This window comes from Streptomyces sp. NPDC001781 (assembly GCF_053596035.1).
Genome location: NZ_JBSFFI010000009.1, coordinates 132,704 through 144,412 on the forward strand (window position 1 = coordinate 132,704; position 11,709 = coordinate 144,412).

General features: G+C 70.7%; 19 protein-coding genes. 2 read left to right on the top strand and 17 right to left on the bottom strand.

Going from position 1 to position 11,709, the window contains the following annotated elements:
* Nucleotides 1-69: 69 nt before the first annotated feature.
* From ACWCV3_RS11455 to ACWCV3_RS11530, 16 genes are all read right to left on the bottom strand, one after another.
* Nucleotides 70-357: a hypothetical protein gene (locus tag ACWCV3_RS11455; protein ID WP_451221896.1), complete on the bottom strand. Its 288-nt coding sequence runs from the start codon at nucleotides 355-357 to the stop codon at nucleotides 70-72.
* A complete protein-coding gene (locus tag ACWCV3_RS11460) occupies nucleotides 354-620 on the bottom strand; it encodes a WhiB family transcriptional regulator (RefSeq protein ID WP_451221899.1) in 267 nt (88 codons plus the stop codon). The genes ACWCV3_RS11455 and ACWCV3_RS11460 overlap by 4 nt, the downstream gene beginning before the upstream one ends.
* Nucleotides 620-2,428: a DNA cytosine methyltransferase gene (locus ACWCV3_RS11465; RefSeq protein WP_451221902.1), complete on the bottom strand. Its 1,809-nt coding sequence runs from the start codon at nucleotides 2,426-2,428 to the stop codon at nucleotides 620-622. The genes ACWCV3_RS11460 and ACWCV3_RS11465 overlap by 1 nt, the downstream gene beginning before the upstream one ends.
* A complete protein-coding gene (locus tag ACWCV3_RS11470) occupies nucleotides 2,425-3,063 on the bottom strand; it encodes a hypothetical protein (RefSeq protein WP_451221905.1) in 639 nt (212 codons plus the stop codon). Before ACWCV3_RS11470 ends, ACWCV3_RS11465 begins: the two co-directional genes overlap by 4 nt.
* On the bottom strand, nucleotides 3,060-3,356 hold the full coding sequence (locus tag ACWCV3_RS11475) for a hypothetical protein (RefSeq protein ID WP_451221908.1): 297 nt from the start codon (nucleotides 3,354-3,356) through the stop codon (nucleotides 3,060-3,062). Before ACWCV3_RS11475 ends, ACWCV3_RS11470 begins: the two co-directional genes overlap by 4 nt.
* Entirely contained in the window at nucleotides 3,356-4,105 is a 750-nt protein-coding gene (locus tag ACWCV3_RS11480; protein WP_451221911.1) for an exonuclease domain-containing protein, read from the bottom strand. The genes ACWCV3_RS11475 and ACWCV3_RS11480 overlap by 1 nt, the downstream gene beginning before the upstream one ends.
* Complete coding sequence (locus tag ACWCV3_RS11485; RefSeq protein ID WP_451221914.1) at nucleotides 4,102-4,890, bottom strand: ERF family protein; 789 nt, start codon at nucleotides 4,888-4,890, stop codon at nucleotides 4,102-4,104. Before ACWCV3_RS11485 ends, ACWCV3_RS11480 begins: the two co-directional genes overlap by 4 nt.
* A complete protein-coding gene (locus ACWCV3_RS11490) occupies nucleotides 4,887-5,936 on the bottom strand; it encodes a YqaJ viral recombinase family nuclease (RefSeq protein WP_451221917.1) in 1,050 nt (349 codons plus the stop codon). The genes ACWCV3_RS11485 and ACWCV3_RS11490 overlap by 4 nt, the downstream gene beginning before the upstream one ends.
* Nucleotides 5,929-6,192: a hypothetical protein gene (locus tag ACWCV3_RS11495; RefSeq protein ID WP_451221920.1), complete on the bottom strand. Its 264-nt coding sequence runs from the start codon at nucleotides 6,190-6,192 to the stop codon at nucleotides 5,929-5,931. The genes ACWCV3_RS11490 and ACWCV3_RS11495 overlap by 8 nt, the downstream gene beginning before the upstream one ends.
* Nucleotides 6,192-6,674, bottom strand: coding sequence for a hypothetical protein (locus tag ACWCV3_RS11500; protein ID WP_451221923.1), 483 nt, complete (start codon nucleotides 6,672-6,674; stop codon nucleotides 6,192-6,194). Before ACWCV3_RS11500 ends, ACWCV3_RS11495 begins: the two co-directional genes overlap by 1 nt.
* Nucleotides 6,671-7,084, bottom strand: a complete 414-nt coding sequence (locus tag ACWCV3_RS11505) for a hypothetical protein (protein ID WP_451221926.1) — start codon at nucleotides 7,082-7,084, stop codon at nucleotides 6,671-6,673. The genes ACWCV3_RS11500 and ACWCV3_RS11505 overlap by 4 nt, the downstream gene beginning before the upstream one ends.
* Entirely contained in the window at nucleotides 7,081-7,260 is a 180-nt protein-coding gene (locus tag ACWCV3_RS11510; RefSeq protein WP_451221929.1) for a hypothetical protein, read from the bottom strand. The genes ACWCV3_RS11505 and ACWCV3_RS11510 overlap by 4 nt, the downstream gene beginning before the upstream one ends.
* An 82-nt stretch (nucleotides 7,261-7,342) precedes the next feature.
* Nucleotides 7,343-7,993: a hypothetical protein gene (locus ACWCV3_RS11515; protein ID WP_451221932.1), complete on the bottom strand. Its 651-nt coding sequence runs from the start codon at nucleotides 7,991-7,993 to the stop codon at nucleotides 7,343-7,345.
* On the bottom strand, nucleotides 7,990-8,343 hold the full coding sequence (locus ACWCV3_RS11520; RefSeq protein WP_451221935.1) for a hypothetical protein: 354 nt from the start codon (nucleotides 8,341-8,343) through the stop codon (nucleotides 7,990-7,992). The genes ACWCV3_RS11515 and ACWCV3_RS11520 overlap by 4 nt, the downstream gene beginning before the upstream one ends.
* Before the next feature lie 94 nt (nucleotides 8,344-8,437).
* Complete coding sequence (locus ACWCV3_RS11525) at nucleotides 8,438-8,599, bottom strand: hypothetical protein (protein WP_451221937.1); 162 nt, start codon at nucleotides 8,597-8,599, stop codon at nucleotides 8,438-8,440.
* Nucleotides 8,596-8,826, bottom strand: coding sequence for a helix-turn-helix domain-containing protein (locus tag ACWCV3_RS11530; RefSeq protein ID WP_451221940.1), 231 nt, complete (start codon nucleotides 8,824-8,826; stop codon nucleotides 8,596-8,598). Before ACWCV3_RS11530 ends, ACWCV3_RS11525 begins: the two co-directional genes overlap by 4 nt.
* 237 nt (nucleotides 8,827-9,063) lie before the next feature.
* Between ACWCV3_RS11530 and ACWCV3_RS11535 the strand changes: the two genes are divergently transcribed.
* Together ACWCV3_RS11535 and ACWCV3_RS11540 are read left to right on the top strand one after the other, a co-directional pair.
* A complete protein-coding gene (locus tag ACWCV3_RS11535) occupies nucleotides 9,064-9,591 on the top strand; it encodes a helix-turn-helix domain-containing protein (protein ID WP_451221943.1) in 528 nt (175 codons plus the stop codon).
* 15 nt (nucleotides 9,592-9,606) lie between these two features.
* On the top strand, nucleotides 9,607-10,185 hold the full coding sequence (locus ACWCV3_RS11540; RefSeq protein ID WP_451221946.1) for a hypothetical protein: 579 nt from the start codon (nucleotides 9,607-9,609) through the stop codon (nucleotides 10,183-10,185).
* Here ACWCV3_RS11540 and ACWCV3_RS11545 read toward each other — a convergent pair.
* The gene (locus tag ACWCV3_RS11545) at nucleotides 10,085-11,704 is read right to left on the bottom strand and encodes a recombinase family protein (protein WP_451221948.1); all 1,620 of its coding nucleotides are present in this window, start codon (nucleotides 11,702-11,704) and stop codon (nucleotides 10,085-10,087) included. The two genes, ACWCV3_RS11540 and ACWCV3_RS11545, sit on opposite strands and share 101 nt — an antisense overlap.
* Nucleotides 11,705-11,709 lie beyond the last annotated feature (5 nt).

Sequence of the window (11,709 nt, forward strand, 5' to 3'; positions counted from 1 at the left end):
TGGTGGGCCCGCCCCGGTGGTGTGGGGGTGGGGCGGGCCCGTGGCGGCCGAGGGGGGAAGGGCCGCCGGTCAGTTGGTCTTGTGGTCGACCGCGGCCTGCGCGGCCCGGTAGGCGGCGGGGTTGGACCGCCGCTTACCGGAGGCGATGGCCCTGGCGTCGTGGACTCGGCTGTCGCTGAGGGGCGACGGGGTGGTCCAGGCGCCGGCGGGGATGCCGGGCCCGGGCGGCACCTCGGGCAGGCCGCGTAGGGCGCGCGGGGTGTGGGCCGGGCAGCAGGGGCCGGTGAGGTACTCGCGTACGGCATCGGTGGTGGCGCAGTGCCGCTGCTCGGTGCCGATCCAGTGGCCGCACTTCACGCCGTCACCCGCTTGCGTTGCCGGGCCAGGGAGCCGCGTTCCTTCGCGGTGAGCCCGCCGTAGATGCCGTAGCGGCTGGTGCCCTCGGCGCGCAGGGCCTCGTCGAGGCAGTCCATGCGGACGGGGCAGAAGGCGCAGATGCGCTTGGCGTGCGCGATGCCGCGGTCGGACTCGGTGAAGAAGTCGCCGAGGTCTAGGCCCTGGCAGGCCGCTTCCCGGGCCCAGGCGACGGCACTGTCGACGGAGGGGAGGTAACTGCCCATCAGGCCGCCACCTCCAGTTCCGGGGTGGTGTGCCGGTCCATGTCCTCGCCGGTGATGGCTTCGACCAGGGCGGCCACGATGACCTCGGCACAGTTCGGGGTGACCGCGTTGCCGTACTGGCGGACGCGCTCGCGCTTGGAACCGAGGACGATGTACTGGTCGGCGAAGCTCATGGCCCGGCCGATCTCGTGGGGTTCGAGCATCCGGAAGAGGACGTCCTCGATGTCGACGCTGCCCTGCACCAAGGCGTAGCGGTCCCGGGTGGAGAGCGTGCCCACCGGCTCCCGGACCGTCTTCGCGCTGCCGTTCCCGTAGTAGGGGACGAGGAGGTGTTCCCAGGTGATCAGAGACTGGTGGCCGGCCGTCGTCATGGTGCGCAGGTACTCGGCGGCGCTGGTGCAGTGCTCGCCGCCGGTGCCGGTGCTGCCGTTGTTCCGCATCACGAAGGCGGGCATGGCCGGGGTGACCAGGCCGTGGTGGTTGCCGTTCGCGGACACGGTGCCTACGGGGTCGCCGATGGAGCGCCCACGGAGCTGGTCGCCGCCGCCGCGCATGGTGACCATGAACGGCAGCCAGGCGAGGCCGGTCTCGTTGCGGGCGGTCTGCGTGCGGAGCGGTGCGTGGGCGGAGGCGGGTTCCTTGCCGTCGCGTCCTTCGACGGGGACGAGGAGCGGCGGGATCGCCAGGCCGTCGTTCTCCCGGGTGGTGCGGCAGGCCATCGGGTCCAGGACGCTCGACGGATCGTTGCGCCAGGTTCCTCCCGCCGGGACCATGAACGGCTCATAGGCGACGGCCTTGGTGGGCGTGGTCGTCTGCGTGGTGAGCGGCGCGTCGACGGGCCAGGTGCGGACGCCGGGGCGCCGTTCGAAGGTGTTGCCCGCGGCTTCGAGGGTGATCGGCCGGGCGAACTTGTCGAGGCCGGCCTGGATTCGGGCGAGCGTCTTGTCCGCGAGCGGCTTGGCCCGGTCACCGATCCGCTGGCCCGGGATCGTCCAGTCGATGGCGACGGCGGCCGGCAGCGTCTCCGGCTCGACGACCTGGTTGCGGCAGGTGGTGTTCGGGCAGCGGTAGACGTACTGCTGGCGGTAGCGGCCCATGTCGCGGCCGGGCTGCTTGAACCGCTGCACGGCCTGCACCCACTGGTCGCAGGTGCAGCACCAGGCCCGCGGGCGGAGCCACTTGTCCCAGTCCGGTGTCCGGCCGAGGCTCGTGTGCCAGTAGGCAACATAGAGGCGGTCCCTGCTCTGCGGGGCCTTGTGGACGGTGCGCGGGTCGGCGTGCATCGAGTTCAGGGCGATGACCCGGGTCGCGTAGCCGAGCTTGTGGAGCTCGCCAATCCACCGGTCCCACTGGTCCCAGGCGCGGACGTCGACGACGTTCTCGACGACGCCTGCCTTTACCAGCCCGCCGCGCTCCTGCACGCCACGCAGGTACAGCGGCACCTCCTCCATGAGGGCGCGGGACCGCTCGACTTCCTCAGACGGTCCGAAGCCGTCGAACAGGTCGCCCTGGAGGGAGGCGTCGAAGTCACGCTTCTTACCTCGGGCGTTGGACCACTGCGGGCACTCGGGCGAGGCCCAGAAGATGTCCGTGACGGGCCACCTGTCGACGGGGGCCTCGCGGATGTCGCCGCGGTAGTGGTCGACGTCGGGGAAGTTCGCGCTGTGGCTCTCAATGGCGCGCTCCCAGTGGTTCGCGGCGCGGGCCATGCGGACTCCGGGGAGGGAGTGCATGCCCTGGCTGGAGCCGCCGGCGCCGCAGAACCAGTCCATGACGGTCAGTGCGTCGTTGTCGTGTCGGGAGCTCATCGGCCGGTCACCGCCGCACGGTCGGGCCAGCGGACGGAGTCCAGGGCGCGGCGCCGGTCGTCGCCGACGACGGCCAGGGGGTGGCCGAGCCAGTGCAGGGCCATCGCCATGAGGATGTAGGCGTCGGCCTCGTCGTACCGGGCCGGGCCCTCGGTGGTGATGCCGTAGGTGTCGGCGACGGCCTGCCTCACCACGGCCTTGAGCGGGATGCCCTTCAGCCGGAGCCCGGTGTCGGGGGCCTTCGGCGCGGCGGTGCCGACCGCGTACATGATCCGGTGGTCCGGGTTCACGACGGCGTACGGGATGCGGCGCTTCCACAGGTCGTGGCGGACCATCCACCGCATCGCACTGAGCGCGTCGGCTCCGTTGTTGTTCTTGGAGAAGGCGGGGCCCTCGATGACCACGAAGTCGGCGTGCCGGACGTGGTCCGCGATCCCGGCCAGCTGTTGCTCGAACCGGGAGTGCTGGCTGGAGCCCTTGGCCTTGACGTAGTCGGTCCAGCCCTCTCCGGCGATCCCGGTGATACCCATGGCGACGTCGAGGCCGATGACGCGGGGAATGCCGGTGGCGGGGCGGGGCCGGGGCCCGGCCGCCGCGGTGGCGGCCGGGACCTCGGTGTCGAACAGGGTGCTCACAGCGAGCCCTCCTGGAACTCGGTGGGGTCGGTGCTGGGGTTGCGGCAGTCCATGCAGATCAACTGCCGGGTGATCCGGGTCCGGGCATGGATGGTGACGCGGCGCTCCGTCGAGCACAGGGCGGCCGTGGTCTCCATGGCCTCGACGGGCCGCAGCAGTAGCGCGGGCTGCCGGGGCATCGCCCGGTGCCGGCCGCTGGTACGGAGCGGGCGCACCCACCAGCGGGCGACGCCGGTGGCGAGGAGCAGCGCCCCCATGAGGGAAGCGGCGCCGACAGTGGTCTGGGTGTCCATCAGGCGTCACCGGCCCGGGGTGCGGGGATCAGCGGCCACGAGCCGTCGATCACCTTGTTCGGGTTGCCGCCCTGCTCCGGGCCAGCCTTCGTCCGGAACCAGGTCTGGAGGCTGGCCTGCTGCTCGGAGCGCCACGTCTGCTGCGCGGCGAACAGCTGCTGCGGGCCCATGTCGTTCAGGCGCGGGTGCCGGGCGAACTGGGCCTCGGTGATGAGGAGCGCGGCGAGGGCGTCGGCCTCGGCGGTGTGCCAGTCGGTGAGTTCGACGTCGTACCGCTCGGCGGTCGGCTTCAGCTTCCGCATGCCGCTGCCCTTGACGAAGCGGTTGACCTGCTTGTCGATGACGTGCGGGTCCAGCAGGGGCAGCGGGTTGAGCCCAGCGCGCTCCTCGACGGTCGGGAGGCCGTTCCGCACCAGGTCGTGGTGCAGGATCGTCCAGTCGAACGACTGGTTGAACGCGATGATCGGCATGCCCCACTCGATGGCGCGCACCAGGTTGGTGGCGATCTCGTCGAGGGCGGTCTTCGGGTCCTGCCCGTCGGCCTGGGCCATGGCGTCGGTGATGCCGTGGACGGCCGTGGCCTCCTCCGGGATCGGGACGCCGGGGTTGATCAGCCAGGAGAAGATGCGGTCCGGGCGGTCGCCGCCGCGGACGATGAACGCCGCGGTGACGATGCGGTCTTCGAGCGGGTTCGGGCCCGTCGTCTCGGTGTCCCATGCCGCCTTGCGGACGTCGGCGAAGGCGCTCACTCGCCACCGCCGGTGCGCTCGCGGTAGATCCGCTGACCGAGCTGGTCGAGGGTCTCCCACTCGCCGGTCTCGTTCTGCACCCGGGAGTTGAGCATCCGGGCGTTGGAAACCTCGTAGCCGATCTGCTGGATACGGCCGGGCGACGTCTTCGGGTCGAGCAGCTCGTCGCGGTACGACTCGGCCGAGCGGGCCGGCGCCTCGATGCCGCGCTCGATGCGGTCGGCGTCCGGGTCACGGTCGCCGGTGGGGATAAGTCCAGCGGTCAGCAGCAGCGTCCGCAGGGCCACCGTCTGTGCCTTGGTGGTGGACTTGTCGGAGGTATCGAGGGCCTCGCCTGCCGTCTGCAAGGTGAGGGTGTCACCGCGCGGGCCCATGATCTGCCACGTGACGGTCACGGTGCACTCGCGCATCATGCTGCCGCTCTTGGTCTGCTTGCCGCCGTACGACGTGGCGACGTTGACCGGCAGGACGTGCACGCCGTGCTTGAGGGTGACGGGCCCGAAGTGCTGGACGACGAGGTCGGCGCCGCGGAAGTTGTACTTGGTGCGGCCTTCCTCGTACTTCTGGCCCTTGGCGATGGAGCGGATCTCGCGGCGCACCCGCAGCCAGGCGATGTTCACCGGGACCATGTCCGGGTCGTCGTCGCCGGGCTCGTAGTCGGCCATCGGGTCCGGCAGCGGGGCGGTCTCCTCGGGTGCCCGCTCGGCGGTCATCTCGTCGAGGAGTTCGTCGGTCTTCAGGGTGCGGCCGGCGGCAGCCGCGGCCCGCTCAGCGATCGTGGTCATGCGTTGTGCTCCTCACGGACAGAGCGGGGAATGGTGAGCTGCCGGTTCACGCGGTCCTCGACGCAGTCGGCGTACGCCTCGGGCCAGCGCTCGGCGAGCCGCTTGGTGTCGCAGTACTCGCGGCGCCGCTCGTCGAGGCTCACGAAGGTGCGGTCCAGGACAGTCGCGGCCTCGGCGCCGCCGAGCCCCGCGAGGATGCGGGCCTTCGCGGCCTTCTTCCGCTTCTCGGCGGCGGTGACGTCGTTGTGCGCGTCGAGGTAGTCACCGATCGCGTCCTGCGTGTCGACGTCGCGGGTGATGTCGACCGCGCCCTCGCGCTCGGGGTGGAGCCGCTCGTACAGGTCGAGGAGGACGTCCGGGTCGGCGTCGTCGGCGAGGACGGGCGGGCGCCGGTCGGTGATCTGCTGCCAGGCCCGCTCGCCTGCGGCCCGGAGGTCGGCGACGAGATCGGTGTGGTCGGCGACGCGGATCACGTACTGCCGGTAGTCGTTGCCGCCGATGAGGACGGCGGCGTGGATGTGGTCGAAGCCGCAGACGATGGCCTGCCACAGGGTCTGCACGAGGACGTCGTCGGCGACGCCCCGGCGGAACTGTCCGGCCTTCATCTTGTCGCGGCACTTGATCTCGACGGCGCACTTCTCGCGGCCGTCGGCGAGGGGGCATTCGAGGACGCGGCGGTCCAGGGTGCACATCTCGTGGGGGCGGTCGATGTTGGCGACGAGGCCGACGCGGCGGATGACGCTGCGGTTGCGGCGGGCCCACTCGCGGGCGACGGTCTCTTCGAACGCGCGGCCCCAGAGGGCGGGTTCGCTGTCGTCGCCGTCGAGGGGGAGGCCGCCGGTCTTGTCGTGCCAGACGGACAACGCGTTGCCGTAGCGGCTGATGCCGAGGATGGCGGCGATGTCGCTGGAGCCGATGCCGGAGCGTCGGGCGGTGAGCCAGTCGGCTCGGTCGGCGTCGGCGGGGAGGATGAGGCGGCCGGTGGGGGTGACCTTCCGGCCGGCGGCCGGGGCGGTGGTCACCCCGGCCTGCACGGTGTCAGTCAAGGTCATCGCCCTTCGGGGTCTTGGCGATCACGGCGTCCCACTCGGTGACGCGGGTGTCGCCGAGGTCGTGGGCGAAGGCGAGGACGCTGGCATTCAGGGCGGTCGCGGCGGCCTTGGCGAGATCGGCGTGGACCTGCGCCAGCCCGAGGTGGTGGGCGGCGGCGACCGGGTCGGTAGGCAGTCCGTCCGGCTCGCGGAGGTAGGAGGCTGCGGACAGGTGCCGCTCGGCCTCGCGGTAGTGCTGGGGGCCGGTCATCAGCGGCCGTCCTTTCCGATGGTCTGGGGGAGGTAGATCCGGCGGTCGCCCGCGTCCATGGCGGTCAGCAACCCGCGCTCGGCCAGCGACTTGAGGTCCTTCCGGCAGGTGTTGCGGCCCGCGCTCGGCCACGGCGACCCGCACATCAGCCGCTCGGCGAGCTGCACCGTCACCGGCCGCCCGTACACCTCCAGCAGCGCGAGGAGGTAGCTGCGGCGGGTCCCGACGAACCGGGCGACGACGCGGGTGCCGTCCTCGGTGAGCTCCGTGCGGGCCTCGAACGACCCGGCCGGCGCGTACGAGGACGAGCCGCGCCCGGAGTTGGGGTTCTGGTAGGCCGTGCGGATGGTGCGGGCGGCGGCCTTCGCGCTCTCGCTGGAGCGGTACTCGCCGACCGGCAGCCACATGCCGGGCTGGGCGCGGAGGGCGGCGGCGATCTGCCTGTGGTCGATCTGGCGCCGGCGGATGGTGAGAGGGCTCATCGGGTTCCTCCGCGAACGGTGTAGTAGCGGACGCCCTGCTCGTCGTGCCGGGCGAGGTGGCCCTGGTCGCAGAGGACCGCGAGGTCGAACTGGGCGGAGCGTTTGCCGTGGCCGTAGCCGAGCTGGCGGTAGGCGGCGATGACGGTGCCGCTCTTCCAGCGGCCGCCCTGGTCCCGCATGAGGGTGAGGAGTTGGTGTCGGCGGCGGGGGCCTTCGGGAGTGGCTTCGGCCGCCGGGCGGCTGCTCTGCTCCTCGGCCTCGTCCTTGCCAGCCATGCGCCGCAGCCGGTCGGCCAGCCCCTCCATGGCGCCCGCGATGGCGGAACCCCAGTCGGTGTCCTGCGGGAAGAGAGCGATGGTGGACTCCGCCTCGCTCGCAGCTTCGAGCAGAGCGTCGGATCGGGCGCTCACGCGGGCCGCCTGTTCTGCTGCACGGGCAGCGGGTTGGCCGCGAAGTGGCGGCGGGTGGCGGCGTGCGACGGGTGCTTGATCGCTCGCGCGGCCCACGGGCGGCCCGTGTCCTCGTAGGCGACCTGGTCCGGGATGTCCATGTCCTCGGGCTCGTCGTCGTGCATGCGCGGGGTCATCGCTCGCACCCCCGGACCACGGCGATGCCGCCGAGGAGGTACAGGGCGAGCGTGGCGAGGGTGATGGCGAGGGCGATCTCGCTCATGCGGGCTCACCCGCCTTGACGGTCAAGACATCGCGGCCGCACGTGTAGAAGGCGCCGCGCCGGTAGGTGCAGATACCGCCGTCGGGCAGGTCCTCGGACGTGACCGGCATCAGCTCGTTCCACGCGTAGCCGTGCTCGCGGCACAACAGGACGTCCGGGCTGTCGGGGTTGCGGTAGGCGACGACGCCCTCGCCGTGCACGGTGATCCCGCGCTCGGTACGGAACTCGGCGATGGCCCGGTCGCAGCAGACCGGCTCACCCTCGACGGACTGCACGTCCAGCCGGTGCGTCGAGTCGGCCGCCTGCTCGGCGGTCAGTGCCTCCCACACGCCACCGCAGTGCGAGCACGTGTGCGTCTCGGTGCACTTGACCTCGACCTCGTCGACCTGCGGGCGCTGCCGCAGCTCGGCGGCGATCTCCTCGCAGCGGCGCCGGTAGTCGCCCTCGACGTCGCGGCTCGCCATGCGGTCGCTCATCGAGATGAACCCGAACGCGCCGAGCCGGCGGGGCAGCACGGCCACGGTGATCGGGCCGGACGGGGCGACGAACTCGGCGAGGCTGTCGAGCCCGGTCAACCCGAGGTCGGCGGGCTTACGAGGCTTGATGGTGACCATCACGCGCCACTCGTCGCGGGTCGTGTTCCTCATGCCGCCACCTGCTCGACGTCCACCGGGCGCGGGGCCACGTGCGGAACCTCGTGGCAGGTCAGGTGAACCTGCACCTGGAACCGCGAGGCCGTCTGGTTCAACTGGAGCCACGACGAGTCCTTGGTGTGCACCAGCTCGGTGCGCTCCGAGTCGAACTCAAGGGCCTCGCGCCACATCTCGAACGCGGCCTGCGAGGAGGTCTGGATGCCGAGCTCCGTGTGGGACCGGTGGGCGAGCACCGTCACGTAGGCCGCGGGCAGCTCGGGGAAGTGGATCGAGTACCAGCGGACCAGGTCCAGGGCGAACCGCATCTGCCCGGTGGTCGGCTGGTCGGTAAGGTGAGTGGTCACGGTGACCTCTTCTTTCTCTGGTTGATAGGGGCGCCGAGTCGTGGGGTCGCCGGGCCGGGAAGTCGGGCGGCCCTTCGGCGCGTTCAGGGGGAGATCAGGCGGCGTCGGCCTCGGCGGTGCGTCCGGTCGGCCGGGTGAGAATCCGGCGGAGGGACTCGACGACTTCGAGCGTCGGCTCGGGGGCCTCGGCGACGCGGGCGTGGATCGCGGCGATGACCTCGTCACCGAGGAGCGCGCGGCGCCTCTCGGGGGTCACGCGGTCGCCCGGACGGGCTTGTCGGTCTCGTCCATGACGTCGCGGAGGTCGAAGTCGTAGACCACGGCCAGTCGGAGCGCCGTAATCAGGTCAGGTTGTGCGGCGCCGCGAAGGATTCGGTAGACGGCCGAGTCGCTGATGCCGGTGCGCTTCTGGATCGCGTAGCCGCTTTCGTCGCCCTGCTCGCGGGCCTTGTCGCGCAACTTGCGGATGTTGAGCTGGTACACGGGGATTCGCCTCCTTCCGCTGGTAGCGGGTGGGTTCTGCCTCACGAGGAAGACTTTGGCACAGAGAATGCCTGCCTCGCAAGGCAGGTATCGCACGAGGCAGGGTTTTTTTTCAGGCGAACACACGTTCGAGTACCTGCGTGACCAGTGTTAACGCAGGTCAGTGGCCGAATGGCCAACCTTCCTCACGAGGCAGGGTGTGGTTACTGCCTACCTAGGCAGGTACTCTCAGGGGACATGACGGACTCCCCCCAGGACCGCAGAGCCGAGTTTCTTGCGGCCATCACCCCCCGCCTCCGGGCGGCAGGGCTCAACCCCAGCGAAGACTTCGGATCGAAGTCGTTCTTCGCGGTCGTCCTGCCGCTCCTCGAAGAGGCCGGCTATGTCAGCTACGGTCGACAACAACGACTAAGCGAGGCAACGGGGATGTCCCCAGGTACCGCGAGCCGTCTCTTCCGAGGGCAGACAGTTCCGGACATCCAAACCTTCCCGGCGCTAGCCGAAATTGTCGGACTGACCCCCCTTGAGCTGCTCGTTCTAGCGGGCCACTTCCCCAAGAGCGCTCTTGAGTCACAGCAGCCACTGTCCGAATCCGACCAGTCACAGGTAGGCTCCGACAGGATCACTCCGGAGAGTGCTGCTGACAGTCTCGGTTTCAACGACGACGTGCGTCGGGCGATTTTCGTCGGCTTCGTCGAGTCGCTGAGGAAGACGGAGCCTGAGGCGGGCTCCGACGGCTCCGGAGGTGCGGCAGCTGAGATGTGATACGGGGGTGCGGCGATGAGCCTCACGAGCAGTGGGCGGGTTCCGGCGGTGGTTGGCCCGGTGTTGCTGGCGATCGGCCTAGGGGCCAGTGGCTACGGCTCCGTCAGAGACGACCTGGCGATGTCCCTGGGCGGACTGTCCGCCGTATTCGCGGCCATGTCGCTGATCGCTCTCATCCGTGTGCGCGCCTGGATCATCAACACCAGCCGAGAGCGCGCCGAGCTGGCCTCGGCGCGTCAGGCGGCCGAGCGGGAACAGCGCCGCTACTTCGCGCTTCAGGCGGCCCTCGAGGGCGAGCAGTCCCGGCTCACCAAGGACGTGGCGGCCGAGCGGGCCGCCAACACGGCCCGACTCGCCGCCGAACGGGAGGCGATGGAGGCGGAGTTCGAGGAGCGCCGCCTCCAGGTTCAGAAGGATGCCTTCCGGTGTGGCGTCGAGATGGAGCGGTCGGGCGCGCTCAAGCCGGAGCCCACGGCGCCCGCCGCCGCCAACCTCATTCCGTTCCCGAAGCAGCCGCTTCCGGGGCCGCAGCTTGGCCGGGAACTGAGTCGAGAGCACGACGCGGTTGAACCTCGAACCCCGGTTCGCCGGTGAACGACATCCGAATCCGTCCGGGCTCCAGCGTGCGCACCCCCCGCTGTGTGGCCTTGTAGACCCGGATCGTGACGATCTGCCGGATCACGGCCCGCTTCTGCTCCAGCGTCAGCCCGGTCCCGGACGGCTCACCGGACTCCGTCAGCGGGCCGTCCCAGACCAGCTGCGGGTCCGCGGCCGCCAGCAGCTCCTGCATCACCGGCGACAACCCGGTGGCCGCCTCCAGCACCTTCTCTGCGGCCTCGATCTTCGGCAGGAGCTCGCGCTCAATGCCGGACAGCGAGAGCACCGACAGCAGCGGCCGGCCGTTCTCGAACTTCCGGGACAGGCTGCGGGCTTCCTCAAGCTGGGCCCGGTACCCGGCCAGCTCTTCCTGCGTAGCCGCGCTCGCTGACGCGGTCTCCGCCTCGTCCGGGATCAGGGCGGCCCGCGCCCGTGGCTTGTCGCGCAACCAGGCGAGGATGGCCTCCTCGACGTAGGCGTCGAGGCGGTCCTCGTCCATGCCCGTGTCGAACGCGGTCTTGCACTTGTAGTAGCGCTTGCCCTTGACGCGGTGGGTGGAGGCCAGGATGGCGTGGTCGCCGCATTCCCCGCACAGGGCGATGCAGGACAGCAGATGCTTGACGCGTGAGTCGCGTTGCGTGCGCCGCTCGGGCGCCGTCAGGGTCGCCTTCACCCGGTTGAACAGGGCCCGGCCGTCCGGGCCTGCGAGGCCGGGGAGGGGGCGCCAGACCGCCTGGCGGATCACCTTGCCCTGGTAGACCCGCTCGCCGAGGTTCGTCGGGTTGAGGAGCACATCCTTCACGGCCTTGTCCGTCCACGGGCGGCCGTCCGGGCGCGCGGCTTCCGGCGTGTCGCGCAGCCACTTGACGACGCTGTAAAGGGATTCACCGGAGTCGATGCGCTCCATGGCCTCGCGTACGAGCGGGGCCTGAACGGGGTGGGGGTACTGCTCGATGAGATCGCCGGTGTCCGGGTCGTAGCGGCGCGCGTAGCCGTACGGGAGGCGGCCGTGCGGGCGCCCGGCTTCCGCCGTGAGCCGGACGGTGCGCACGTTCCGGTCGCGGATGCTCTCCGCCTCGTCCTCGGCGTCGATGGCGTCCCGCGCCGTGATCTTACGGTCGGACCGCTTAGAGAGATCGAAGACCTGGCCGTCGTAGCAGAGCAGTACGCCGGCCTCAAGGCAGGCGTTGCGGAGCCGGATGTATGCCTCAAGGTCGCGGTAGTAGCGGGACGCCTCGAAGGCGACGACGATACGGCCGGCGCCAGCCATGATGGCGTCCAGCAGGGCCTCGAACTGGTCGCGCTCCTGCCGGGCGTGGCGGGAGGCTGAGAGCCCGGTGTCCTTGAAGACCTTGGCTACCGGCCAGTTGTAGCGGTCGCAGAGGGCGTGCCCGACGGCGAGCTGGTCCTCGACGGAGCGGCCCTTCTTCTTCGGGTCGCGGGAGTTGCGGCCATAGAGCAGCGCGGGGAAGGGGCCCTCGTAGACGAGGTGCAGGTACTCCGGGTCGATCGGCATGGCTG

Excerpts from the sequence above, each read along its gene's own strand:
- ACWCV3_RS11460 (WP_451221899.1), bottom strand. The coding sequence starts at position 620 with ATGGGCAGTTACCTCCCCTCCGTCGACAGTGCCGTCGCCTGGGCCCGG.
- ACWCV3_RS11465 (WP_451221902.1), bottom strand. The coding sequence starts at position 2,428 with ATGAGCTCCCGACACGACAACGACGCACTGACCGTCATGGACTGGTTC.
- ACWCV3_RS11475 (WP_451221908.1), bottom strand. The coding sequence starts at position 3,356 with ATGGACACCCAGACCACTGTCGGCGCCGCTTCCCTCATGGGGGCGCTG.
- ACWCV3_RS11485 (WP_451221914.1), bottom strand. The coding sequence starts at position 4,890 with ATGACCACGATCGCTGAGCGGGCCGCGGCTGCCGCCGGCCGCACCCTG.
- ACWCV3_RS11495 (WP_451221920.1), bottom strand. The coding sequence starts at position 6,192 with ATGACCGGCCCCCAGCACTACCGCGAGGCCGAGCGGCACCTGTCCGCA.
- ACWCV3_RS11500 (WP_451221923.1), bottom strand. The coding sequence starts at position 6,674 with ATGAGCCCTCTCACCATCCGCCGGCGCCAGATCGACCACAGGCAGATC.
- ACWCV3_RS11510 (WP_451221929.1), bottom strand. The coding sequence starts at position 7,260 with ATGACCCCGCGCATGCACGACGACGAGCCCGAGGACATGGACATCCCG.
- ACWCV3_RS11515 (WP_451221932.1), bottom strand. The coding sequence starts at position 7,993 with ATGAGGAACACGACCCGCGACGAGTGGCGCGTGATGGTCACCATCAAG.
- ACWCV3_RS11535 (WP_451221943.1), top strand. The coding sequence starts at position 9,064 with ATGACGGACTCCCCCCAGGACCGCAGAGCCGAGTTTCTTGCGGCCATC.
- ACWCV3_RS11540 (WP_451221946.1), top strand. The coding sequence starts at position 9,607 with ATGAGCCTCACGAGCAGTGGGCGGGTTCCGGCGGTGGTTGGCCCGGTG.
- ACWCV3_RS11545 (WP_451221948.1), bottom strand. The coding sequence starts at position 11,704 with ATGCCGATCGACCCGGAGTACCTGCACCTCGTCTACGAGGGCCCCTTC.